This is a genomic window from Metabacillus niabensis (genome assembly GCF_020524345.1).
Classification (GTDB): Bacteria; Bacillota; Bacilli; order Bacillales; family Bacillaceae; genus Metabacillus; species Metabacillus niabensis_B.
Genome location: NZ_JAIVLH010000019.1, coordinates 13,585 through 37,826, shown reverse-complemented (window position 1 = coordinate 37,826; position 24,242 = coordinate 13,585). Strand labels below are relative to the sequence as shown.

General features: G+C 36.6%; 21 protein-coding genes. 5 read left to right on the top strand and 16 right to left on the bottom strand.

What is annotated here, in order from left to right; genetic code table 11:
- Positions 1-26: 26 nt before the first annotated feature.
- From LC095_RS19300 to LC095_RS19290, 3 genes are all read right to left on the bottom strand, one after another.
- The gene (locus LC095_RS19300; protein ID WP_026561151.1) at positions 27-1,565 is read right to left on the bottom strand and encodes a bifunctional GNAT family N-acetyltransferase/carbon-nitrogen hydrolase family protein; all 1,539 of its coding nucleotides are present in this window, start codon (positions 1,563-1,565) and stop codon (positions 27-29) included.
- A gap of 43 nt (positions 1,566-1,608) precedes the next feature.
- Positions 1,609-2,268 (bottom strand): HAD family hydrolase, encoded by a 660-nt coding sequence (locus tag LC095_RS19295; protein ID WP_226529711.1) that lies wholly within the window; start codon positions 2,266-2,268, stop codon positions 1,609-1,611.
- A gap of 125 nt (positions 2,269-2,393) precedes the next feature.
- Entirely contained in the window at positions 2,394-2,825 is a 432-nt protein-coding gene (locus tag LC095_RS19290) for a CBS domain-containing protein (RefSeq protein ID WP_413467521.1), read from the bottom strand.
- A gap of 253 nt (positions 2,826-3,078) precedes the next feature.
- On the opposite strand from LC095_RS19290, the gene LC095_RS19285 reads away from it, so the two are divergent.
- Both LC095_RS19285 and LC095_RS19280 read left to right on the top strand, forming a co-directional pair.
- Complete coding sequence (locus LC095_RS19285) at positions 3,079-3,510, top strand: disulfide oxidoreductase (protein WP_226529709.1); 432 nt, start codon at positions 3,079-3,081, stop codon at positions 3,508-3,510.
- 1 nt (position 3,511) lies between these two features.
- Complete coding sequence (locus LC095_RS19280) at positions 3,512-3,985, top strand: thioredoxin family protein (RefSeq protein ID WP_226529708.1); 474 nt, start codon at positions 3,512-3,514, stop codon at positions 3,983-3,985.
- 38 nt (positions 3,986-4,023) lie between these two features.
- On the opposite strand, the gene LC095_RS19275 is transcribed toward LC095_RS19280, so the two are convergent.
- Positions 4,024-4,449, bottom strand: coding sequence for a DUF5365 family protein (locus tag LC095_RS19275; protein WP_226529707.1), 426 nt, complete (start codon positions 4,447-4,449; stop codon positions 4,024-4,026).
- 272 nt (positions 4,450-4,721) lie between these two features.
- On the opposite strand from LC095_RS19275, the gene LC095_RS19270 reads away from it, so the two are divergent.
- On the top strand, positions 4,722-5,636 hold the full coding sequence (locus LC095_RS19270) for an RluA family pseudouridine synthase (RefSeq protein WP_226529706.1): 915 nt from the start codon (positions 4,722-4,724) through the stop codon (positions 5,634-5,636).
- A 23-nt stretch (positions 5,637-5,659) separates the two neighbouring features.
- On the opposite strand, the gene LC095_RS19265 is transcribed toward LC095_RS19270, so the two are convergent.
- The gene (locus LC095_RS19265) at positions 5,660-6,238 is read right to left on the bottom strand and encodes a class D sortase (protein WP_226529705.1); all 579 of its coding nucleotides are present in this window, start codon (positions 6,236-6,238) and stop codon (positions 5,660-5,662) included.
- Positions 6,239-6,497: 259 nt separating this feature from the next.
- Between LC095_RS19265 and LC095_RS19260 the strand changes: the two genes are divergently transcribed.
- Positions 6,498-7,151: a B12-binding domain-containing protein gene (locus tag LC095_RS19260; protein WP_226529704.1), complete on the top strand. Its 654-nt coding sequence runs from the start codon at positions 6,498-6,500 to the stop codon at positions 7,149-7,151.
- 25 nt (positions 7,152-7,176) lie between these two features.
- Entirely contained in the window at positions 7,177-7,806 is a 630-nt protein-coding gene (locus tag LC095_RS19255; protein ID WP_226529703.1) for a hypothetical protein, read from the top strand.
- Here LC095_RS19255 and LC095_RS19250 read toward each other — a convergent pair.
- The 11 genes from LC095_RS19250 to LC095_RS19200 form a co-directional block, all read right to left on the bottom strand.
- Positions 7,803-11,366 (bottom strand): CheR family methyltransferase, encoded by a 3,564-nt coding sequence (locus LC095_RS19250; RefSeq protein ID WP_226529702.1) that lies wholly within the window; start codon positions 11,364-11,366, stop codon positions 7,803-7,805. The two genes, LC095_RS19255 and LC095_RS19250, sit on opposite strands and share 4 nt — an antisense overlap.
- A 279-nt stretch (positions 11,367-11,645) precedes the next feature.
- Positions 11,646-13,610, bottom strand: a complete 1,965-nt coding sequence (locus tag LC095_RS19245) for a GAF domain-containing protein (protein ID WP_226529701.1) — start codon at positions 13,608-13,610, stop codon at positions 11,646-11,648.
- 328 nt (positions 13,611-13,938) lie between these two features.
- Positions 13,939-14,982 (bottom strand): siderophore ABC transporter substrate-binding protein, encoded by a 1,044-nt coding sequence (locus LC095_RS19240; protein WP_226529700.1) that lies wholly within the window; start codon positions 14,980-14,982, stop codon positions 13,939-13,941.
- 196 nt (positions 14,983-15,178) lie between these two features.
- Entirely contained in the window at positions 15,179-15,946 is a 768-nt protein-coding gene (locus LC095_RS19235; RefSeq protein WP_226529699.1) for an ABC transporter ATP-binding protein, read from the bottom strand.
- Positions 15,943-16,896: an iron chelate uptake ABC transporter family permease subunit gene (locus tag LC095_RS19230; RefSeq protein ID WP_226529698.1), complete on the bottom strand. Its 954-nt coding sequence runs from the start codon at positions 16,894-16,896 to the stop codon at positions 15,943-15,945. Before LC095_RS19230 ends, LC095_RS19235 begins: the two co-directional genes overlap by 4 nt.
- Positions 16,886-17,839, bottom strand: coding sequence for an ABC transporter permease (locus LC095_RS19225; RefSeq protein ID WP_078435472.1), 954 nt, complete (start codon positions 17,837-17,839; stop codon positions 16,886-16,888). The genes LC095_RS19230 and LC095_RS19225 overlap by 11 nt, the downstream gene beginning before the upstream one ends.
- A 476-nt stretch (positions 17,840-18,315) precedes the next feature.
- A complete protein-coding gene (locus tag LC095_RS19220; protein WP_226529697.1) occupies positions 18,316-18,705 on the bottom strand; it encodes a ribbon-helix-helix protein, CopG family in 390 nt (129 codons plus the stop codon).
- A gap of 905 nt (positions 18,706-19,610) precedes the next feature.
- Entirely contained in the window at positions 19,611-20,603 is a 993-nt protein-coding gene (mgrA, locus tag LC095_RS19215) for an L-glyceraldehyde 3-phosphate reductase (RefSeq protein WP_226529696.1), read from the bottom strand.
- Between the two features lie 103 nt (positions 20,604-20,706).
- On the bottom strand, positions 20,707-21,531 hold the full coding sequence (locus tag LC095_RS19210) for a carbohydrate ABC transporter permease (protein ID WP_226529695.1): 825 nt from the start codon (positions 21,529-21,531) through the stop codon (positions 20,707-20,709).
- Positions 21,524-22,414 carry a carbohydrate ABC transporter permease gene (locus LC095_RS19205; protein WP_226529794.1) on the bottom strand — a complete coding sequence of 297 codons (891 nt, stop codon included), beginning with the start codon at positions 22,412-22,414 and terminating at the stop codon, positions 21,524-21,526. Before LC095_RS19205 ends, LC095_RS19210 begins: the two co-directional genes overlap by 8 nt.
- Positions 22,415-22,789: 375 nt before the next feature.
- A complete protein-coding gene (locus LC095_RS19200) occupies positions 22,790-24,085 on the bottom strand; it encodes an ABC transporter substrate-binding protein (RefSeq protein ID WP_226529694.1) in 1,296 nt (431 codons plus the stop codon).
- Between the last annotated feature and the right edge of the window lie 157 nt (positions 24,086-24,242).

Here is a 24,242-nt window from a genome sequence, read left to right as displayed (position 1 = left end):
CATAATCTTTGAGTTGGCTTTACACACTATTTTTTATATTGTATTGAATAAATATCTTTCCTGCGGTCTTTCAATTGATTGACAGTACCTGATTGGCGTTGGCGTCTTAAGATTTCGAGGTCGACGTCACCGATGATGACCATTTCGATATTTGGATCACATTCTCCTACGACTCCGTCTCTCGCAAATTCAAAATCTGATGGTGCAAAGATGGCGGATTGTGCATATTGAATGTCCATATTTTTCGTTTGCGGAAGGTTTCCGACAGTTCCAGCGATAACTGTGTAAATTTGATTTTCCACAGCACGTGCCTGGGCACAGTAGCGCACACGTAAATATCCTTGACGGTCTTCTGTACAGAACGGAGTAAAGATAATTTTTGCTCCTTTGTCTGTAGCAATTCGCGCCAGCTCAGGGAATTCAATATCATAACAAATTTGGATGGCGATTTTTCCACAGTCTGTATTAAACACCTTCACTTGGTCACCGCGGCTGATCCCCCACCATTTTCTTTCATTCGGTGTTATGTGGAGCTTATATTGCTTCTCAATTGTTCCGTCACGTCTAAAAAGGTATGCAATATTATAAATTCGCCCTTCTTCCTCTACAACATGTGAGCCACCAATTATGTTCACATTATACTTGACTGCCAATTCAGTAAATAGTTCAATATATTCTTCTGTAAATTCAGTTAAACGTTGAATAGCCAAGCTTGGAACTTTTTCATCTAAAAATGACATGAGCTGTGTTGTAAAAATTTCAGGGAAAACGGCAAAGTCTGAGCCTGCGTCGGAAGCTACATTTGTATAATATTCTACTTGCTTTGCAAATTCTTCAAAAGAACGAATTTGCTTCATCATATACTGAACAACACAAATGCGAACAGGATTGGATGTTTTGTAAAACCGTTTCGTGTTCGGCTGATAATCAACATTATTCCATTCCATCAATGTAGCGTATTTATTTGAAGCTACATCATCAGATAAATAGTTTGGATTAATCCTCATAAGGGTAAATTCATTTAAAAGCTGAAACGATAAAACAGGGTCATAAATTTTATGTAATGTAACCTGTTGCACATATTCTCTTGCCGTCAGTTCATCAGCATATTTATAATAATTCGGGATTCTTCCTCCGATAATAATACTTTTTAAATTTAGCCTTCTGGCTAAGTCCTTTCTTGCTTCATACAGGCGGTGACCAATTTTCATTCGGCGATAATCAGGGTGAACCATGACTTCGATTCCATACATATTATATCCATCAGGATCATGATTCGTAATATATCCATTATCGGTAATATCATCCCATGTATGACGATCATCATATTCATCGAAATTCACTAAAAGGCTTGAGCATGAGCCAATGATAATCCCTTCAAACTCAGCACAAAATTGACCTTCCGGAAAATGATCAAGATGACTTTCCAAGTGTTCTCTTTTCCATGGTTCCATCCCCGGAAAACATTTTGCTTGAAGTTCAATAATCGCATCAATATCAGTTTCCAGGATATTCCGTATGATCATCTTTTTCTCAAATTTCGTTAAATCAAGTTTCTCAGACATAGTGGTTCTCCTTTGAACAATAATTAATACGTTTATATACCCTTTATCCCTTATCCAGAAACATCAGTAATTCCTTAAGCTCCATTTGTGCCATTGATTCGACGCGATGATCGACTTCACAAAACTCAAGACCCTTCGTCACTGTATTAGGTACAGTAACACATTTCATCCCTGCTCTTTTCGCAGCTAGGGCACCATTTGCTGAATCTTCAAAAGCAATACATTCCTCAGGCTTCACACCTAAGCATGTAGCAGCCTCCAAATATAAGGCAGGATCCGGTTTCACATGTTCCACATAATCGGAAGTTCGAATACATTCAAAACGATCTAATAAGTTTAGTCTACTTAAATGAGAGGAAACCCATTCATAATTGGAACTTGAGGCTAACCCTACTTTTAAACCAAGTTCTTTTGCAGCATCTAAATATTCAATCACTCCAGGTCTTGCCTTCTCTTCCTGTATTCTTTTGTTAAAACGATCCTTCTCAACTAACTTTAATTCAGCATGATCTATTTTCCTTTTAACCTGTTCCTCCAAGTATGTATAGGGATTAAAATCTGACTTTGTTCCAATCAATTTCCCCCAAACTTCTAGTGGCAATTCACATTCATGCTCACGAAATATTTCACATAAAACCTCATATTCATGTGTTTCTGTATCAAGGATTAATCCGTCAAAATCAAAAATAACCGCTTTTATCATGTATCATACAACTCCCCTAAAAAAGTGTCCTTATATGTATAATATATAAAGGAACTTCGTTTATATTTCAAATTTATGTATATAAGAAAAGAGGTTTGACACTTTTGTCAAACCTCTAAGAAAAATTAGTGTGTTTTCGTTTGTTCTGAAATATTCGTTAACGCATGTCCTGCTGCTTCGTCAGACATTTGGTTTACAGCTAAGTCCCCTAGTGCCACAATTCCTACCAATTGGTTGTTTTCAACAATCGGCAGACGACGAATTTGGTGCTGTGCCATTACTTTTGCAGCTTCAGCAGCTGACATATTCGTATGTCCTGAAACAAGGTTTGTGGTCATCACTTGTGAGACAGGGATGTTGCTATCAAGTCCTTCTGCAGTTGAACGAAGTGTGATATCACGGTCCGTAATAATACCTCTTAATTGACCATTATCAACAACTGGAATAGACCCAACATTATTTTGGCTCATCAACTCTGCTGCTTCTTTAATCGATTGTGAAGAAGAAACAGTTGCTACACTTGTTGTCATGCATTCTTGAATCGTATTCAAAATCATCCTCCCCTTTCAAATATAGTATGAGAAAGGAAACGTCTCTTTATAATTAGAAAAATTTTTTGGGGATAGATGAACGTTGTCATTACAAAAAATAAATATAATTAATTTGGGATGGTTGTTTTCAAGCCCATCAATAATTTCCAATTTTCAAAAAATGTTCAAAAACATATGAATTTTAATATGTATTCTTTTACAAGTAAAAACGCTTGCGATTATAATTTAGAAGTATCTACAAAGATAAATGAGGGATGTTATGTCAAGTTCAAATGAAAAGAAACTGGAGAATTTACTTTCAATCGGTTGGGTTGCGGCATTTTTCTCCACATTAGGAAGCCTTTATTTTTCGGAAATTCTTCAATATACACCTTGTGACCTCTGCTGGTATCAACGGATCTTTATGTATCCTCTTGTCATCATCCTGGGAATTGGTGTCTTTAAAAAGGACTATAAAATCGCCTTTTATACACTAGTTCTATCTGCCATTGGTGGATGTATTTCAATTTATCATTATGGTGTGCAAAAGATTAATTTCTTAGGAGAAAATTCCGTCTCCTGTGGAATTGTGCCATGTACAGGGGAATACATAAATTGGTTAGGATTTATTACGATTCCATTTTTAGCGTTAGCCGGATTTTCAATTGTTTTTATCACAAGTCTTTTAATTTTAAAGAAAGCAGGTAAGTAAGATGAAAAAAATACTCATTTTTGGAGCCATTATTCTTATCCTATTTGGTGGACTAGCCTTTGTAACATCTTACCAAAATAAACAGCAAGCTGAAGGAAATGTATATGGTAAAAGTGATCTTAAACCAGCTACAATCGATCAGCTTGACGATCCTAATTACCAAAACATCATTCTTCCTGATGAACTCGAATCAAAGCTTGATAACAAAGAAGATGCAATTGTTTATTTTTTCAGCCCGGAATGTTCTCATTGTAAAGCAACAACACCTGTATTAATGCCTGTTGCTGATGATCTAGGTGTCGAAATTGATCAATTCAATTTATTGGAATATGAAGATGCATGGAACCAATATGGAATTACAGGTACACCTACCCTTGTTCATTTCCAAGACGGAAAAGAAGTTGCACGTGCAGAAGGCGGCAATACTGATGAAGAGGCTCTCCGTACTTTATTGAATGAATGGACAGCTGAATAAACAAAGAGGACAGTTCAACATGAACTGTCCGTTTTTAGTTAGATCATATATTGATTAGCCGGTCTGATAAACTGACTAAATTGCCCTTTTTGACAATCAGCTTCTTTAAACTCCGAAAATGTTAGAGGAAAGAAATAACCGTAATCATTTAAATTTTGGGTATTACGCTCAAACATTTCTTTATACTCATTTTCTTGATTGTTCTCATGTAGTAAATCGAGTACAGCTATTAAAGCTTGGAGACTAGAGATTATTTGAAAAGCATCCTTCAGTGTTGCATTATAGATTTGGTCAGAAGCCTGTGGCTGAAGCACGTTAAGTTTCTTTAATTCTACAATTTTTTCATCCGGGAAAAATTTCGGAAATATCTCTGTGTACAATTGATCAACTAACTCGGAAATATGATGTTCCTGTTCGTTTGTCGATGCCACAACAACCTTCATTTTATCACCTTTCTCTTTCATCTGTTTCACTGCATTAAGCATAACACAGGACATTTCAAGATTGCAGAGGAAAGTGTTACCGGAACTAGATTGTACATCCATTCGATGTTTTGTATACTGTTTTAATATGGCTGTTTATCATTTGTTCGTTCCTTTTCGCTCCAGGTACTTGCTTTCCACTGCATCCCGCTGGAGTCAAGTGTCTTCCGCTACATTCCACTATTACTTTTAAAAACTATAATGTTTGGAATACAGTATGACAAAATATTAATAAAGCAAGGAATGATATCCCATTGAAACGTGTAGGTGAATGGCTTGAGATTACGATTCCAAAGGATTGGGCGAATGCCACTGTTTTTTCCATATTATCCAACAAACTCGGCGCCTCTAAAGCACTTATCCAAAGATGGAATCAATCAGCAGCTATCAAAAAAAATCAAAACAAAGCAGATGTTAACCATAAACTGGAACAAAATGATCGGCTATATCTTCAATTATTTAAAAAAGAAGAATATGGAGTATTACCTGAAAATGTCTCAATAGACATCCTGTACGAAGATGATCATTTAATCATCGTCAATAAACCGGCAGGAATGGATACACATCCGAACGAACCAAACCAAAAAGGATCACTGGCAAATGCGATTGCTTTTTATTACCAGCTCAACGGGTGGCAAATTCGTGTACGACATATTCATCGCCTTGATCGTGATACTTCCGGTGCCATCATATTTGCAAAGCACGATCTGGCTCAAACCATTTTAGATCAGGATTTACAAGTAAAACAAATTAAAAGAACATACCTTGCGATTGTAAAAGGTAAACTTCCCAAAACAAATGGAACAATTGATAAGCCGATCGGACGGGATCGACATCATGCAACACGAAGAAGAGTTTCGCCAAATGGTCAAAAAGCCATTACTCATTATAAGGTTGAAACATTTAATCCAAAAACAAATCTGTCGCTTTTGTCAGTACAATTAGAAACAGGACGAACACACCAAATTCGTGTTCACTTAAGTTCCATGAACCACCCTATTATCGGTGATACGTTATACGGCGGAAGCAAGGACCTTATCAAAAGACAGGCATTACACGCAAAGAAGATTACTCTTTCACACCCTCTAACACATGAAAAAATTGAAGTCGAGGCCAGCATACCGACGGATATCCTCTCGATTATACAAAGCAAACAATCCAGCTTTTAAAAGAGCTGGATTGTTTGTTATAGTTAAACATCTTTCTTTTTCGCATAAATAATATACCTTTGTGGTGCATTTCCCACATAGCTAAAAGGATAGCATGTTGTTAATATAAGCTCTTCCTTCTCATTTTGGAGGGTAATAATACTGCGATCGTCAGCTTCTACGATCTTCGTATCAATAATTTCATATTCAAAATCTCCATAAGGCAGTTTAATTTCTAACGAATCACCAAGTTCCAGCTCCCCTGCCTTACGAAACACCGTGTCTCTATGACCGGATAAGACGATTTGCCCATTTTCGTCAGGGTAATAGCTGCCTTTATAGTGACCAACACCTTTTTCAAGATCATCCGGATCGGTTCCTTCCACTATTGGGAGATCTGCCTCTAATCTTGGTATATGTAAAATACCCACAGCTTCACCAATTGGCGGTTTAAATGTACCATCCTCTTCCTTAAAAACTTCCTTATCCGGCGGCGATGTAACAATGGCTTGGGCTTCTGCTAAGGAATTGGATGTCTGCATTTTTGAATCAACAATTTCCCAAACAGCATAGCCTACAATACAAAGTCCTACAATAATGAATAAATAGGAAAGCTTCTTCATGAACCATCCACGCTTTCTGTTAATTTCATACACATATTATAGCACAGTAGAAATTTTCTTTATGGAATAAGTTGCTAGATTCATACCTGTTTTTTGTTAATTTTTTGTAAAAATACTCAAAATATAGGTAAACAAACGTTTAATTAAGAGATTTTCAGGGAATAGAAAAGTGAGATAGCTTCGCCCTATTAATAGATGCAGTTATTTTCATAGATAAGTATAATAGAATGGAGATGAAACAAGAAGGGGAATAGCTTTTATGAATGATCTATCCAGAAAGCTTGCTCAACTGTTATTACTTGGCGATACAATGAACTCTTACAAATTAGTGGAAGATCTGCTATTTGAAGGTTTTACTACTCTCAATATCTATGAACATGTCATAAGAGATGCTATGTATTACATCGGATACTTATGGGAAATAGATGAAATTAGTGTTGCTGATGAACATCTGGCAACAGGTACAGCTGACTATGTTTTAACAAAGCTTCAATTCCGTTTAGAACAGGACAAACAGCAAAGTGAGAGAAAGAAACAAGCGATGGTCTTTTGCGTTGAAGGTGAAGAACAATATCTCGGAGCTAAAATGGCTGCCTCTCTATTTAGAGAACATGGTTGGGATGTGCGGTATTTATGCCCAAATTTACCTCTTCAGCACGCTATCTATTATGCAAATAAATCGGAGCCCGATATGATTTGTATATCCGTAACCTTCTCTCACAACCTTAAACTGCTGCCTGAATATTTACATGCCCTCGAATCATTAGATCAAAACTGTACTATCTTGATTGGAAGCAGATTATCTGAAAAGTATAATCTGGAAAAATTCTTAACAAACCGAACAAAAATCGTTCGGGATTTATCAGAGATGACTTCAATTATTACATATGAAGCTGCTCACTCATTACCATAATCTTTTTTAAACGATGGAGGACAATATGTTTGCTCTAGAGAATATTCCCGTTCCTGTTTTTATTCTTGATACCAAATTTAACATACTAGATCGTTCATCTATTTCTATAACACTTTTTTCTAAAAGGAAAAACTTCCTCGATATAGTAGATGATGATAGTAAAAACAAGGTACATTATTTTTTTTCAACGAAAGAAAAGCAAAAATTTGAAGCAACTATCATGACAGCCGAAAATGAGGTGGAGCTTTTTGAACTATATGTAACCCAAAATCGCGAAGGTTATTTATATGTTGTTTGTATCTCTCTTAAAGAGACTCAAAAAAAAGTCAGCCACCAAGTTCATTTGCTTCGGGAGCAATTGATGGTAACTGACATGGACAGGATGAAGCAGCATCAAAGAAAAGAAATTATTTCATTGTTTCAACCATTTTTAACAGATTCAGATCTTTATAATTTAATTAGTTCTTCCGACCACATGAAGCAACTTCCAGGAAAATTAGAGAAAATTCAAGATTTATTAAGCCTTCTCCGACCGGACATTATTGAGAGTGGAAAAAGCGCCCACTATGAGGTGATTATTGATGAACTAAATGAACTTCGCTCTTCCATTGATTTTTATCTAACACTGCTTCCCCTTCTAGACCGCTTCGACTAATGAGATAAAGGTAACGTAATTTCAACTGTCGTTCCTTTATCGGGTTCACTTGTAAAAATAAGCTTACCATTATGACTTTCAATAATTTTAAAGCTTACCATTAACCCCAAACCTGTTCCTTTTTCTTTGGTTGTAAAAAATGGTTCACCCATTTTTTCAAGCTGCTCCTTAGGTATACCTTTTCCTTGATCCTCAAAGCGCAGAAGTACTCGATCATCTTCGAGTTTCTTTGCTTCAATTTTGAGCTGGCCTGTACGTCCTTCCATTGCCTCTATTCCGTTTTTTACAATATTGATAAACACCTGCTTTAATTCATTTTCAATTCCTTTAACAGTAAAATTCATTGGGTCAATGGAGGTTTCAATTGTCACATTATTAAGGATCGCCTGTGTTTCCCAAATCTTTGATATATCTTGAATAATTTTATTAATATTGACATCTTTAAATTCAGCTGTTTTCTTTCTTGAAAGCACAAGGAATTCATTGATGATTTCTTCAAGCCTGATAAATTCCGTCATCATCACTTCAGCATATTCCTTACTATATGTATTCGTTTGGATCATTAATTGAAGAAACCCTCGTAAAGAAGTTAACGGATTTCGAATTTCATGTGCAATTCCTGCTGCCAGCTGACCAATTCCAGAAAGCATTTCAGATTTAATCAGCATTTGTTCTGAACTTTTTCTGCTTGTAATATCCTCACCAACAAGTAAGATTTGGACAACATCATTTTCTTCATTTTCAACAGGTATTAGAGATAAATGTTCCCATTTCTCCTTACCATCTTTCCCTTTATAAGACAACTCGCCCGTCCATGTCTCACCGGCACGGACTTTTTTCCAATACTGTTCGAATTCACATTCTTGATAGTATTTAGAGTAAATATCTTTTATTTTGCGGCCAATGATTTGGTGCACATCTAGACCCAGCTGTTCTGCAAACTTACTGTTTGCATATTCAATTGTTCCTTGAAAATCGGTAAATGCCGTATATGCAGGTCCAAGCTCAATTGCTTGCATACTCAATTGTAACTCGCGATTAACCTTCTTTATATTTGAGATATCAATAAACGTAATCACGATACCATCAATTAAGTTTTCGCTTGTTCGATATGGCATGATTTTAACGCTGTACCACTTTCCATCCTTTGATGGCAATTCCTTAATGATCGATTTTGTTGTTAATATCACTTCCTCGATATCCTGTAAAAACAGATCATAATCAAGTCGATGTGAAATATGATAAATCGGCCTTCCTATATCACGCTCTATGAGATGAAAGATTTTCTTAGCTTCAGGTGTATAGAGCTTAATATCGAGGTTTTTATTTAAGAAAATCGTGGCGATATTCGTATTAATGAGGAGGTTGTCCATATCATTATTTAAGTTGGTTAACTCTTTGATTTTCTTTTCATACTCGGTGTTTACGGTTATTAACTCTTCATTTACAGACTGCATTTCTTCATTCGTGCTTTGTAATTCTTCATTTGCGGCGATTAATTCTTCATTTGTAGACTGCAGCTCTTCATTCGATGTTTCGAGCTCTTCTATCGTTGTTTGCAGACTTTGTTTTGTATAAAAAAGCTCCTGCTCCAGGTCAAAGATTCTTTGGTTATAGGCTGAGTCATGATCAAATATTATAGAATCCGCCTTAAATTCTGTTGAAGAATCCGGCTTATGCGCTTCTAAGAACAGTGATACATATCCCTTTCCTGCACTCTCTAAAGGCTTTACGATAAGCCTTATCTGTTTATTCTCCTTTTGATTAATAAGGAGGTTTTTATATTTAATTTCTTTAAGTTCCTCTCTTGCCTTTTTAATCGCTGTTCCAATTGCTACTGATAGATTCGTAGGAACCATATTAAAAATATTATAGTTCACTTTCCCTTTTGGCAGATTCAAATACTCTCCTGCGTTCCCGGAGACTAATAAAACCTCATTATGCTCATTAACAACAATACACGGAGGTAATATTTCATCCATTAATGAAACATATAACTCATCCGGGTGTTGAAATCGATTCAATTCACGAAGATGCTCCAAATTCCTTCTGTCCTTCCTTTGTTCATTAGGTGATTCTTTAGGCGTGAGAAATGCTTGAGAGACATGCTGGCTATCTGATACCTCATTGCTGAAAATCTTCCATTTATGATGAACGGCAGTAAATAATGTCGATAGCTTGCCGATTGTTTCACTCGGTCCTAAAAATAAATACCCTTTCTCTTTTAATGCAAAATGAAAAAGAGACAATACTTTTTGCTGAAGCTCGGTTTGAAAGTAAATCATGACATTTCGACAGCTCACCATATCTAGATTGACAAACGGTGAATCCTTTGTCATGTTATGAGGAGCAAAGACAATTTTATGCCTGATTTCCCTTTTTACTTGATAATCACTTCCATCTTTATCAAAGTATTTCACTAACAGATGTTTTGGAATCATTGAAACAATTTGCTCTGAATAGCAGCCTTGACTAGCAAATTTCACCGAATCACGGTCAATATCTGTGGCGAAAATCTGAAGATCCATATCACATCCTCGTTTTTCAATTTCGTCATGAAAGAGAATGGCCAGAGAATACGCTTCCTGACCTAATGAACAGCCTGCTACCCATATTCTTATTTTATTTCTTCCTCTATGTATATTCTCATCTATCATTTTAGGAATAAGAGATTGCTGCAAATAGTTGAATGCCTCTGTATCTCTAAAAAAGTGAGTGACCCCAATGAGTAAATCTTCTTGTAAATAACGGATTTCCATAGGGTTTTCTAATAAATAGTTTTTATAAGCCTCTAAAGTCGGCAATTCCTCCTCAATCAGACTCATACGACGTTCAATTCTTCTTAACACCGTGTTCTTTTTATACATGGAAAAATCAATTCCACTTTTTTTATGTATCATCATTAACACTTGTTTTAACGCATTATCTGTAAAATCAATTGGCTTTGTTGCGATATAACCACAAATTTGTTTCGGCATTTCTTTTGGAGCCAATATGTAATCCCCTGCCCCTGACTTCATTGCACTTTCAGGCATGTCCATAAATTTTGCTGTTCCATCTTGAATCAGACAAAGTCCACTTTTTGCCCGTATATCGTTAAGCCCTTTTGTCCCATCTGTTCCTTTCCCTGATAAAATAACACCGATTGCTTTAGTTTCAGCATAATGTGCGAGTGAAGATAAAAAGATATCGATAGGATAGTGAACAGGTTGTTTGTCATCATATTTTTCCAAATGAATAAATCCCTGTTCATTGATCGTTATGTAATGGTTTGGTGGACATAAAAAGACAGTCTTTTCTGTAAGCCGAAGGCCTTCTTCAGCTGTCATGATTTTCATGCTCGTAGATTTCGCAAGTAATTCAGGCATATAGCTTTTGTACTTCGATGATAAGTGTTGGACAACAACGAAAGCTGCTTCAATAAAAGGATTCATATTTTGAAAAAATTGTTCGATAGCTTCAAGTCCTCCAGCTGAGGCGCCGATTCCAACCACATAGGGAACTTCAGTTACAGATTTTGTATGATTCATTTCCATTCGTCTGCCTTGTGCATGTAACATCTATTATCCTCCCTTAAACATTGCCAATAAAAACATTCGACAAATGCTAGTAATTTCCTGTTAGCAAAAAAGGAAAAAATATTCATTTAGTAGATGATCTATTTCACCTGAATAATTTTATAGCGAACACAATAATAGGATAGTTTTATGATATCAGTTATCATTTGGAGTTAAAACTAATATGTAGTTCTTTTGCCTTAAATAAAACCAGTATTTTCATTATTACAAATACAGAAGTAACCAAAAAGGAGCGACTTCTCGCTCCTTTCAGTTGAATATTTATGCTTGATGTTCAATCGGAAGGATGATTTTCACTGTTGTTCCTTTTTCAAGTTCACTAGTGAAGAAGATTTTCCCTTTATGATTTTCAATAATTTTATAACTTATCATTAGGCCCAATCCGCTTCCTTTTTCTTTATTGGAGTAATAGGGTTCACCAAGCTTAGCGATCCTTTCCTGCGCTATTCCAACACCCTGATCTTTTACATGAATATAAATATATTCTTCATTTTCCATTCCAATCCCGATCTGAATGGTACCGCCATTTGACATGGATTCAATTGCATTACTAATGATATTCTGGAAGACCAATTTTAATTGATTCTCGTCACAGATGATTTCTACATTTGCTCTAGGATCATATTCAAATGTAATATGAAATAGTTGACTTACTTCCTTATTGGCATGTAAAACTTCAGACATGATGTCAATCACATTATGGTGATTCAGTTGGATACCAAGATGAGAATTAGCTAAAATCAGTATTTCATTGATAAAATCCTCTATTTGCCCGAGCTCAGATAAAATAAGCTCTTTAAAAGAACAACTTTCATTATGCTTTAACTGTATAAAGCCCTTAACACTTGTCAATGGATTTCTTATTTCATGGGCGATACTAGCAGCCAGCTGGCTAACAGCGGCGAGTTTATCCGATTTCCTTATTAAGTCTTGATTTAACTTGGCATCAGTTATATCAGCAGCTACCCCCACCACTCGATATAAGTCACCATCTTTATTGAAGACAGGTACGATTCGATTCCGAACCCAGCGAATTGTACCATCCGTATGTGTGAGCCTATAATCAAATTCTTTATTTTCCCCAATGTTTTGGAATTGCTCCATCGTTTCATCTCGATCTTCAGGAAGCATAATATTATCCCATAAGGTTTTGTCTTCTATAAATTGCTCACATGTTCTTCCGGTAATTCCTTCCCAAGCTGAACTCATATACAGCAACCGGTTTTCCTCAACATCAAATATCCAAAATGCATCCTTAATATTGTTTGCGATTTGCTGAAACCGCTCCTGGCTCTCACTCAATTCTGTATGCACCAGTAATCGTTCGATTTCATAGCCAACCCACTGTGTCATTAGTTGTAAAAACTCAAGATCAGAGTTGGTAATTGTTCGAAATGTTTGATCTGTGGAGAAAAAGCAAAATGTTCCATAAAATGCGTTATTAACAAATATAGGTGCACCAACATATTCATTTATCATAGCTGATTCTGTTTCTAAAGCAGATTGTTTTATATGAACAGGCTCAAGTGTCTCGATAACTTTTCCGGCACACGTTTGATGAAGTGGAAGTATATCACCGATTTTTCTAAAATTAGATGACTCACTAATTGTTTGGAGAATTTCATAAACATCCCCGGTGATCCTCGAAATATTTCCATCTGTCAAACGAAAGCGTTCACATCCAATTTTGAGCAGTCTCTTTAATTTTTCATGAAAAGATAAAAAATTATTGCTTGTTACTTCATATAGAGTGCGAATCGATTGTTCATTCATCGTTCTTTCAAGTAAGTCTGCCCTGAGTTCTATTTCGGTGTTGACCCACTTGCTTAAGTCAACTAATGTTAGTAATTCATCCTCAGTAAAAGTGCGCGGCTTCACATCGATAATACAAAGAGTACCTATTGTATGATGATTTTTTGTTATGATCGGCGCTCCTGCGTAAAAGCGAACTTGATGTTGTATAACTAAAGGATTATGTTTAAATCGCTCATCGAGATGTGTGTCTTCAATGACTAATGGCTCTCCATCAAGTAATACATGCTGACAGATTGATTCATCCCGGTTTGTTGATCTTTCGGTTAATAACTCTCCGGTCAGACCTACACATGATTTAAACCATTGTTTATCCTCTGTAAGTAATGAAATAAGAGAGATTGGCGCCTGGAAAATGCGACTGGCCAATTCTGTAATACGATCAAAAGATTGTTCATTTGGAGTATGGATCAAATTAAGGCTATATAATTCTATTAATCTTCGCTCTTCTTTTTCTAAAAAAGAGGAGCTTTTACCTTTGAATATTTCCTCTAGCTTAAAAATAGAAACCACTCCAAGCGTTTTTTCATATTATACCATATGGGATAATATGGTGGAACAAAAGTTCGGCTTGTTTGTGGGAAGTAGTCCATTCTATTCCACTATCATGTTTTTATAGAGTTGCTTGCAACCAACATTACTAATCAAGTAACAACATATATTTTGAATTGCTAGAAAGAAAAAGAGACTGCCTTCAGTTTTCACTAACTTTTAAGGCAGTCTTTTTTAACTTATTATTTTTTTATTTTAGTTCAGCTAATACTTCTTCGATTTTTGCGAGTTCAGATTGTAAACCGCCTCCGCTTAGGTACCATAGTGGGCCATCTAAGTATACGATTTTTTCGTTTTGATAAGCGTCTGTTTTCTTAATGATGTCATTTTCCATGTCAGTATCGATATTAGACTCATCACCAACAGCTGCTGTACGATCAATAACGAATAATACTTGTGGGTTTAAATCTAAGATTGCTTCGAAACCGAAATTAGAACCGTGAGAAGAAGATTCGATATTATCTGTTACAGGTTTGAACCCGTAAATATCATAAATATAACCAAAGCGAGAGTCTTTCGCGAAACCGGATAATTTACCTTCGTTGTACATTGTTACTAATGAAGTGTCATAGTTTCCAGCTAACGTATTGATTTCTTCTAAAGCTGAATCAAATTTCGCAGTGTATTCTTCAGCTTCTGCTTCTTTACCGAACATTTTTGCTGCTAGATCCACTGAAGATAAGAATGTGTTCCAGTAGTCATCTTGAGAAGTACCAACAAATACAACAGGAGCGATTTCTTTTAATTCTTCATAGAATGCTGATTGACGTCCAGAGATAAAGATAACATCCGGAGCCATTTCAGCGATATCTTCAAGCAATGGCTCTTTTAAACCACCAACACTTTGATACTCGTCAGAAGCGTATTTTTCAAGGTGAGCTGGTAGGGAAGAATCTTTTGCAACCCCAACAATTCCTTCAACACCTAGAGCATCTAACGTATCTAAGAAACCGTAATCGAATACAGCAATTTTTTCTGGCATTTTATCAAATTCAACATCTTCAAAGTTAATTGCTGCTTCTTCCCCTTCAACTGAAGCAACTGTTGGAGATACAGTCATTGGATATGCAGGACCTTCAGATTCTGCTCCAGGTGTTTCTTCAGCTTGACCTTCAACTGCAGTTGTTTCCTTTTCAGTTGATTCATCTGTTGAAGCCTCTTCGTTAGATCCACAAGCAGCAAGTAGTAACATCATAGCTGCTAACAACGCGATAAATAAATTTCTTTTTTTCATTTGTCTTTCTCTCCCTCTTCTATATTATTTATTGTTAATGATAATCATTATCATTGATAACGATTATCATTATGCTCCATTAAAGTTTTAATGTCAATAGCTTTTTGTCATCTTTTTGAAGCTCTTGTAACCATGCTGTAAATTTTTTAACATGCTTGAAATCAAACCTGGAGAAGTTCATTCTCCAGGCAAACTTTTACGTATGTGAGTTAAAATACACACATATTCTGCATCCATTCTGTTCCTGAATCGGAATATCCATATCATAAATTTCACGTAATGCATCAGAATTAATGATTTCATGGGTTGGCCCGTTTTTCATCAGCTTGCCATTCTTTAACGCAACAATACGATCTGAATAAACAGAAGCAAAGTTAATGTCGTGCAAAACAATGACAACGGTTTTGCCAAGTTCATCTACTAGTTTACGAAGGATTTTCATAATTTGCACAGAATGCTTCATATCCAAGTTATTTAAAGGCTCATCCAGCAGGACATAATCTGTATCCTGAGCAATAACCATCGCAATAAATGCACGCTGTTTTTGACCACCTGACAGTTCATCTAAAAATTTGTCCTGCATCTCAGCTAGATTCATATATTCGATTGCTTGATCAACAAATTTTTCATCTTCAGCAGTTAGACGCCCCTTTGAATACGGATACCTACCAAAAGCTACAAGCTCACGTACTGTTAAACGCACATTAAGATAGTTTGCTTGTTTCAAAATCGATACACGCTTCGCAAATTCAGAAGACTTCCACTTTTTCACATCATTCTGATCGAGTAATACTTCACCTGTATCAGCCTCTAATAAACGGCTCACCATAGAAAGAAGTGTTGACTTACCAGCACCATTTGGCCCAATAAACGATGTAATGGTTCCAGGCTCGATTGTGACAGTAACATCCTCTACAACAGGTTTTTTACCAAATTGTTTAGTTAATCCTTTGATTTCAATCATCCTGCTGCCCTACTTTCTTTAAGTAATAAATAAATAAAGTAAATACCACCAATGAAGTTAATAATGACACTTAATGTTGTGCGCAACTCAAAAATATGTTCCACAAGGAAATTACCGCCGACCAATGCAATGATACTGATCAAACTGGCCCCTAATATGTGGATCGAGTGTTTATATGTCGACAAATATTGATAAGAAAGATTGACAACGATTAAGCCAAAAAATGTAATAGGCCCAACAAGCGCTGTCGATGTGGCGATTAATACAGACGATAATATTAAGATCTTCATGACCATACCGTCATAGTTAATCCCCAGATTCATCGCATTTTCGCGTCCAAGTGACATGACATCGAGTTTCCCCATAATAAAGTAACCATAAAGGAATGCAAAGAACAGGATGCCAATTGATATAAACAGCAACTCCGCTTTTACGTTCGTAAAGGTCGCAAACAAACGGCTTTGAAGACTTAAATATTCAACAGGATCAATCAATACTTGCAGGAATGTGACAAAGCTTCCAAGAAGTGTACCTATAATCATCCCTATTAATAGAAGAAAATAAATCGGATGCTTATCTGCTCTAAACAAAAATCGATATAAAACTAAGGCAAAGATAACCATCGCCAAAATCGCAGCACCAAAGTTTAAGTATTTATTTAACACCCATACAGACATCGAACCTGCAAAAAAGTAGATTAATGTTTGTACAACTTGATACATAGAATCAAGTCCCATTACTGAAGGCGTTAATATTCGATTATGCGTAATGGTTTGGAACACAACGGTCGAATAAGCAATTGCAATTCCTGTTACAATCATTGCTGAAACTCGGAGCATACGTTTTGGAAAGGCATAATCAAAGCCGCCTTTTATATCATAAAAGCCATAAAGCAAAATACATACAATTGCAATCACTGCTAGTATTATCAGTTTGGTTCTATTTCGCATATGCTCTCCCCCTAAGTAACATCGTTAAGAAGATCGCACTGCCTATTACTGCCACAGTTACATTAACTGGAATCTCATAAGGATGAATAATGATACGTCCTAGAATGTCACATATTAATAAGAAAACAACCCCTAACACAGCTGTATGTGGAATCGTTTTACGTAAGTTATCCCCTAAATAAAGAGAAACAATATTTGGCACAATCAGCCCTAAGAACGGAATGACACCAACTGTGAGGACTACTGTTGTCGAAATAATCGCAACAAGGATTAAGCCAGTATTAAGCACCAGCTTATAACTTAAACCCAGATTCTTCGCGAAATCTTCTCCCATTCCTGCGACTGTGAACTTATTTGCATAAAGATACGCAAGAATGACAGCTGGAATACTAACATATAAAAGCTCATATCGGCCAGCAATCACTAACGTGAAGCTGCCCATAAGCCATGAAGAGATATTTTGCAATAGATCAGCTTCATATCCTAAGAATGTTGTAATGGAAGACAAAATATTTCCATACATAATCCCAATTAACGGGACAAAAATGACATCCTTAAATTTAATACGATCCAATATTTGCATAAATACGAATGTTCCTGCCAGAGCAAAGGCAAAACTAAAGATCACTTGCTGTGTATACGTTACATTTGTAAAAAATAACATTGAAATTAAAATACCTAGTTTTGCTGCATCCAATGTCCCGGCAGTTGTTGGTGAAACAAACTTATTTCGGCTTAAAGACTGCATAATTAAGCCGGCAATACTCATCCCTGCCCCTGCTAATATAATGGCAATTAATCTTGGTACCCGACTTATAAGGAAAATTTGTGTTTCATCTGATTCCCAATCTAGTAAATCAAGCGGTGTTATATCAATTGCTCCGATAAATAGCGAGATAAATGACAGGACAATAGCTACAATTCCTAACATCCATAATCTCATGTAAAACCCTCATCACGTCTTTATTCTCAGCACAACAATTGCAAACAATTATTATTCCAAGTTGAATCTATTCAGAAAAGCGCAAGCGCCTTGATCAGCCTTGGGCAAATAAGGCGATTTGGAATGGAAGGCGTCCTTTTGCCTTCCATTCCAAATTGACTTATGACCTCGAGGGGCTAGGCGCTGGAGCTAGACACTCAAACTAAGTTCAAAATTCAATAATTGATTCTATTAAACTTCCTAATACAGATGATAATCATTATCATCAAACATCAAAAAAAAGAACCTTGCTTTTTCTATCTTTTGTACCTGTTGAGATTGATTATCAACCACAATAATTAATGTATCACAAAAAATAAACAGAGAAAAGAGCTATATTTCAAATTATGGAATTTGTCTACATTTATTCACAATATTTTCACAAACAAAAAGAAGATTCAAACAATTTCACTTGTTAAATCTCCTATTTGTTGAACCTATAGTGTTTTAATAAGATCCCGAATTGCTTCAGAAACATCCATTTGATTTGCCTGGCAGTGGTTTGTGAGTTTACGATATGCTTCATCATCTAACCTTACGTGGACAGAATGTATGTATTTTTCTGAGTCTAGTTTTTTGGGTCTGCCTCTTGTTATTTTTCTCTTCCCTATGCCGTCTTTCCATACGTTTATGATGACATATCCATGCTTTTGTACCCAATGATCACAGTCGTACTCTTTCCACATCGCTTTGGCTCTTTCTTGGAATTCATGTTTGAATGTCTCTAATTCCTCTCCCTGAAGTCCTTTCATGATTGCCTTTTCCATTGCTTTATGTTCGTTGAATTGTAAAAATTGATCGTAAGATTTGAAGGTTAATTCTTTCATTGTTCCGCTCCCGTATTTTTTCTATTTATAAAAATGATACGTTTTTTGAAAACTCTTGTAAATTACTTTATGAAGTCTAACTTTCTAGTACGAACTTATTTTTACTCAGATGAAGAATTTACTCCTTGTTTCTTCTAACCCAAAAGTCTTTCATCCACCTAGTGAAAGACTTTTTTCTGCTCTCTCCACCCAAATGTCTTTCATCCACCTAGTGAAAGACTTTTCTTTCTGCTCTCTCCACCCAAATGTCTTTCATCTACCTAGTGAAAGACTTTTCTTTCTGCTCTCTCCACCCAAATGTCTTTCATCCACCTAATGAAAGACATTTCTACCTAGCCTCTCCACCCAAATGTCTTTCATCCACCTAATGAAAGACATTTCTACCTAGCCTCTCCACCCAAATGTCTTTCATCCACCTAATGAAAGACTTTTCTATCTAGCCTCTCCACCCAAATGTCTTTCATCTACCTAGTGAAAGACTTTTCCACCTAGCCTCTCCACCCAAATGTCTTTCATCCACCAAATGAAAGACTTTTCTTTCTGCTCTCTCCACCCAAATGTCTTTCATCTACCTAGTGAAAGACTTTTCTTTCTGCTCTCTCCACCCAAATGTCTTTCATCCACCTAATGAAAGACATTTCTACCTAGCCTCTCCACCCAAATGTCTTTCATCTACCTAGTGAAAGACTTTTCCACCTGGCCTCTCCACCCAAAAGTCTTTCATCCACCTAGTGAAAGACTTTTCTTTCTGCTCTCTCCACCCAAATGTCTTTCATCCCCTAATAAAAGACATTTCTATACGTCCGAATCAAAAAATAGGGCAATAATGCCCTTAAACAAACGTTTAATTAACTAAAAACTAAAAAGAAATCAGCTCCATTAAGCTGATTTCTCGAGTATTTCCTTTAACCTTTTAGTATTCTCTCAATCTGTGATAGCTCTTCCTTACTAAATTCTAAATGATGAAGGGCTGCGACGTTTTCTTCTATTTGACTTACTTTGCTAGCTCCGATTAAGGCGGATGTGACTCTGCCTTCGCGCAGGACCCAAGCTAAGGCCATTTGTGCCAGATTTTGATCGCGGTTTTGAGCGATTTCATTTAATTGCTTTACTTTGCTAATGACATCCTCTGTTACTCGTTCTTCATTAAGGAATGTATTTGCTTTGGCCGCTCTTGAATCTGTCGGGATTCCAGAGATGTATTTATTTGTTAATAGTCCTTGTTCTAATGGACAGAATGCAATGGAACCTACCCCGTTTTCCTGCAACACGTCCTGCAGTCCATTTTCTATCCAACGATTGAACATCGAATAACTTGGTTGATGAATTAACAGTGGAGTACCTAGGTCATTTAGTATTTTCACAGCTTCAGCTGTTTGTTCAGCATCATAACTGGAAATCCCTACATATAAAGCTTTTCCTTGACGGACAATTTGGTCAAGAGCTCCCATTGTTTCTTCAAGCGGTGTATTTGGGTCTGGGCGATGCGAATAAAAAACATCAACATAATCAAGGCCCATTCTTTTCAAGCTTTGATCAAGACTTGCAATCAAGTATTTCTTAGATCCCCACTCACCATATGGTCCATCCCACATATGATAGCCGGCTTTTGTAGAAATGACGAGTTCATCGCGATATGGCGCAAAGTCAGTTTTTAAAATCTTTCCGAACATCTCCTCAGCACTTCCAGGAGGAGGGCCGTAATTATTGGCTAAATCAAAATGAGTAATTCCTAAATCAAACGCTCTGCGCAGCATGGCTCTTCCATTTTCAAAAGAATCCACACCACCGAAGTTATGCCATAATCCTAGTGAAATAGCCGGCAGCAGTAGACCTGATCTTCCAACACGATTATATCTCATTTCTTTATAACGCCCATTGTTCGCTTTGCATGTCATGTTTATGTATCCCCTTTCATTCCACTCATTCTATTTTACTTCATAACTTCATATTTTTCCAAAATAAAAGAGCCTGTGTATACAAGCTCTTTCATTATGATTCTTATTTCACAGAACCCATCATTCCGGCAACGAAGTGCTTTTGCATAATGAAGAAGATAAACGCTGCTGGTAGTGTTGCAATTACGATGGCTGTCATGATTACTCCGAAGTCCGGGGAATATCCTGAGCCAAGATTCGAGATAAGCAATGGGATTGTTTGATTTTCCGGTGATTGTAACACAACGAGCGGCCATAAATAGTTATTCCAGCTGCCCATGAAAGTGATGATTGCAGCCGCAGCATATGTTGTTTTCATTGTTGGTACATAAATGCGGAAAAACACTCCTATTTCACTTAGCCCGTCAATACGCCCTGCTTCAAGAATGTCTTTCGGAAACATCTTTGTGCTTTGGCGAAAGAAGAAGATTAAAAAGGCTGTTGTGACAGATGGCAAAACGGCTGCAGTTAGCGTATCGATTCCCATGAATGGTGCTGTTTGAGAAACGGTACCGAACATTCGGAATAACGGAACCATTAATGCTGCAAAAGGAATCATCATCGAAAGCAGCAAAATATTAAAGACAACATCTTTTGCTTTACTTTTAAAAATCTCAAAGCCGTATCCAGCCAGTGATGCGATAAGCAGGGATAACAAAGTCGTTGTAATCGAAATTTTTGCCGAATTTACTAATGCGGGCACAAGGTCAACTGTATTTAGTAGATTTTGAAAGTTTTGTAGTAGATGACTGCCGGGCAGTAATCTTCCTTGTGTTACGTCAACCGATTTATTTGTTGCACTTACAACCATCCATATGAATGGAAATACAGAGACGATTGTTGCTAATGCTAAGAATACATAGCTTAAAATTCGCTTCAGTTTAGCCATTTCGATCACCTGCCACTTTGAATTGAATGATAGAGAAGATCACGATCATAATCACGATTGCATAGGAGACAGTTGCTGCATACCCAAAGTCTGGCGTGTATTTAAAGGATAAATCGTAAATATACTGAGAAATCGTCATCGTTGCATTACCAGGTCCACCTTTTGTAATGTTCATCACTTCATCGAATAACTGTAATGTCCCTATCGTTGATGTAATCGAAGTAAAAAGAATAATAGGTTTTAGCATTGGAATGGTAATTTTAAAGAATTGTTGAACAGATGAAGCACCGTCTATCTTTGCTGCTTCATAAATGGAATGATCAATATTTTGTAAGGCTGATAAGTAGAAAATCATATTATAGCCGGTCCATCTCCATGTAATTGCTATAACGATCGCAATTTTCGCCCAGAATGGATCTGTCAGCCATTGAATCGGCGCGTCTATTATTGAAACCTTCATGAGAAATAAATTAATCATGCCCTCTGTTCCAAATAAATATTTAAAAACAACAGAATAAGCTACCAGTGATGTCACACATGGTAAAAAGATGGCTGTACGGAAGAATCCTTTCATTTTCAGGGTTTTATCGTTTAACAATACCGAGATGAACAAGGCTAATAGAATCATTAACGGAACTTGAATAATTAGATAAAAAACCGTATTTTTTACGGCTGTAAGAAATGTAGGATCCTTAACCAGACGAATGTAATTATCTAAACCAATAAAAGTCAAATTAGTGCCGGCACCTGATTGAAATGATAAAAGTAAGGCTTGAAGCATTGGGTAAAAATAAAACAACACAATCATTAGTGTAGCAACAGCTATAAAAGACCAACCGATTACAGCATTTTTCAAACGAATATTTCGTTTTGGTTTTACCACTGGAACAGATTGAGTCTGAGTCGTTTTTGTTGGGATCAACTGTAGTCACTCCTTACCATTTGATTAGAAAAGCGCAAGCGCCTTGGGCAAATAAGACGATTTGGAATAGAAGGCGTTCTTTGCCTTCAATTCCAAATTGGCTAGACCCTAGAGGCAGTCTAAAATCGCGACGTCCTGTCGCTCCTGTCGCACCGACTGCACTTGCACATCCTGTGCGATCTAAGGCTAGGCGCTGGAGCTAGACACCAAACACAAAACTAAGTACAAAACATAACACTTTCTTACTCTTTCAGAAAAAGCCTTAGGCTCTCGCCTGAAACTTCATGACTCTATCCTAAGAAGAAGTAGGGGGAGTTCCTAAGGCTTATTTAGAGATTACTTGAGTTGTGCTTCAGCTTGCGCTTGTGCATCTTCCAGCACTTGATCAACTTCTTTTCCGTTAAGGTAGTTTTGCATTTCAACTACTAAGATATCCTCGATTGCGTATGTGTGTAAACCGTAGTTAATACGCGGGATTTCCTCTGTCCATGCTGAGAAATCTGTAACAGTTGCTTGCCCACCGAAAAATTCATCTGCTGCTTTGTATGCTTCACCCTCTGCTGCAGGGATATAGGTACCAATTGCACCGATTTCAGTGACTAATGTTTGGTAGAAATCAACATTTGATCCAAATGTTTTTGAGAGGAAGTCCGCAGCTTTCTCTTTTCCTGGTACATCAAGAACATACCAAGAGCTTCCACCTAAGTTTGATGCATTAACAGAACTGTCCATACCTGGTAGTTTTGGAATTGGAGCAACCGCCCATTTTCCTGATTGTGAAACTTCGGCTTTTACAGATGCTGTAATCCAGTTTCCTGTTGGTACAGAAGCTACTTCACCACTATTAAATCCTTCCAGCAATTGATTCCAATCAGAAATAGGTCTAGCAATATCTGCTTCTATTAGTTTTTTATAAACTTCAAACGATTTCTTTAGTGCTTCATTTCCCGCTAATTGAGGAGTAACCCCATCTTCTTCAGTAAACCAAGAACCTGCGGATTGAACCATAATACGAACAATTCCCATGTCGTTAGGATCTAGAGATAACATGAATTTCCCTGTTTTTTCTTTTACTGCTTTCCCAATTTCAATGTATTTATCCCAATCAGCATTGTTAAGATCTTCTACTGTGTAACCAGCTTCAGATAGATAATCTGTTCTTACATATAAACCTGTTACACCGGAGTCGAACGGTAAACCGTAAACTTTACCATCCAAGCTTGTTGGACCAAGCTTATAGGAAGCAAAATCTTCCGTATTAAAAACGTCTGTTAACTCATGAAATGCATCAGGATATGCTTGCAAGAAACTTTGTGCCCGATAATCTTCAATTAACACGATATTTGGCAGCCCTTTTGTTGTTCCAGAGCTTAAGCTCGTATTTAGTTTTTGTACAACATCTTCTTGGGCATTTTCGATAATCTTAATTTTAAAATCAGGGTTATCAGCTTGATATGCCTCTGCTGCTAAATTCATTGCTTTTACGTTAAAATTCGGATCCCATGTCCAGATCGTTAATTCATTCGGATCTTTTGAATCACCGGATTCTGTTTGTGCCTGTTCATTTGATCCTGAACATGCTGTTAATAATAACAAGAGACTAACTAAAAATAATGCAAATACCTTCTTCATACACGTACCCCCATCTCTTTAGTTTATACAATGTAAGCGTTATCCAACTTACAACCTTATCGTATCATCTCAAGAGATTTTTCTTGTAGGAAGATATTTTTATAAACTTGTGATTTTTTCAGTAATTGTATACGCTTTCATGATGTGCTAATTTGTA

Bases quoted from the DNA above. Each gene is read 5' to 3' on its own strand.
- LC095_RS19225 (WP_078435472.1), bottom strand. From the start codon at position 17,839: ATGAGATTATGGATGTTAGGAATTGTAGCTATTGTCCTGTCATTTATC.
- LC095_RS19250 (WP_226529702.1), bottom strand. From the start codon at position 11,366: ATGTTACATGCACAAGGCAGACGAATGGAAATGAATCATACAAAATCT.
- LC095_RS19300 (WP_026561151.1), bottom strand. From the start codon at position 1,565: ATGTCTGAGAAACTTGATTTAACGAAATTTGAGAAAAAGATGATCATA.
- LC095_RS19275 (WP_226529707.1), bottom strand. From the start codon at position 4,449: ATGAAAGAGAAAGGTGATAAAATGAAGGTTGTTGTGGCATCGACAAAC.
- LC095_RS19235 (WP_226529699.1), bottom strand. From the start codon at position 15,946: ATGATTGAAATCAAAGGATTAACTAAACAATTTGGTAAAAAACCTGTT.
- LC095_RS19260 (WP_226529704.1), top strand. From the start codon at position 6,498: ATGAATGATCTATCCAGAAAGCTTGCTCAACTGTTATTACTTGGCGAT.
- LC095_RS19230 (WP_226529698.1), bottom strand. From the start codon at position 16,896: ATGCGAAATAGAACCAAACTGATAATACTAGCAGTGATTGCAATTGTA.
- LC095_RS19220 (WP_226529697.1), bottom strand. From the start codon at position 18,705: ATGAAAGAATTAACCTTCAAATCTTACGATCAATTTTTACAATTCAAC.
- LC095_RS19290 (WP_413467521.1), bottom strand. From the start codon at position 2,825: ATGATTTTGAATACGATTCAAGAATGCATGACAACAAGTGTAGCAACT.
- mgrA (WP_226529696.1), bottom strand. From the start codon at position 20,603: ATGACATGCAAAGCGAACAATGGGCGTTATAAAGAAATGAGATATAAT.
- LC095_RS19210 (WP_226529695.1), bottom strand. From the start codon at position 21,531: ATGGCTAAACTGAAGCGAATTTTAAGCTATGTATTCTTAGCATTAGCA.
- LC095_RS19280 (WP_226529708.1), top strand. From the start codon at position 3,512: ATGAAAAAAATACTCATTTTTGGAGCCATTATTCTTATCCTATTTGGT.
- LC095_RS19255 (WP_226529703.1), top strand. From the start codon at position 7,177: ATGTTTGCTCTAGAGAATATTCCCGTTCCTGTTTTTATTCTTGATACC.
- LC095_RS19240 (WP_226529700.1), bottom strand. From the start codon at position 14,982: ATGAAAAAAAGAAATTTATTTATCGCGTTGTTAGCAGCTATGATGTTA.
- LC095_RS19285 (WP_226529709.1), top strand. From the start codon at position 3,079: ATGTCAAGTTCAAATGAAAAGAAACTGGAGAATTTACTTTCAATCGGT.
- LC095_RS19200 (WP_226529694.1), bottom strand. From the start codon at position 24,085: ATGAAGAAGGTATTTGCATTATTTTTAGTTAGTCTCTTGTTATTATTA.
- LC095_RS19265 (WP_226529705.1), bottom strand. From the start codon at position 6,238: ATGAAGAAGCTTTCCTATTTATTCATTATTGTAGGACTTTGTATTGTA.
- LC095_RS19295 (WP_226529711.1), bottom strand. From the start codon at position 2,268: ATGATAAAAGCGGTTATTTTTGATTTTGACGGATTAATCCTTGATACA.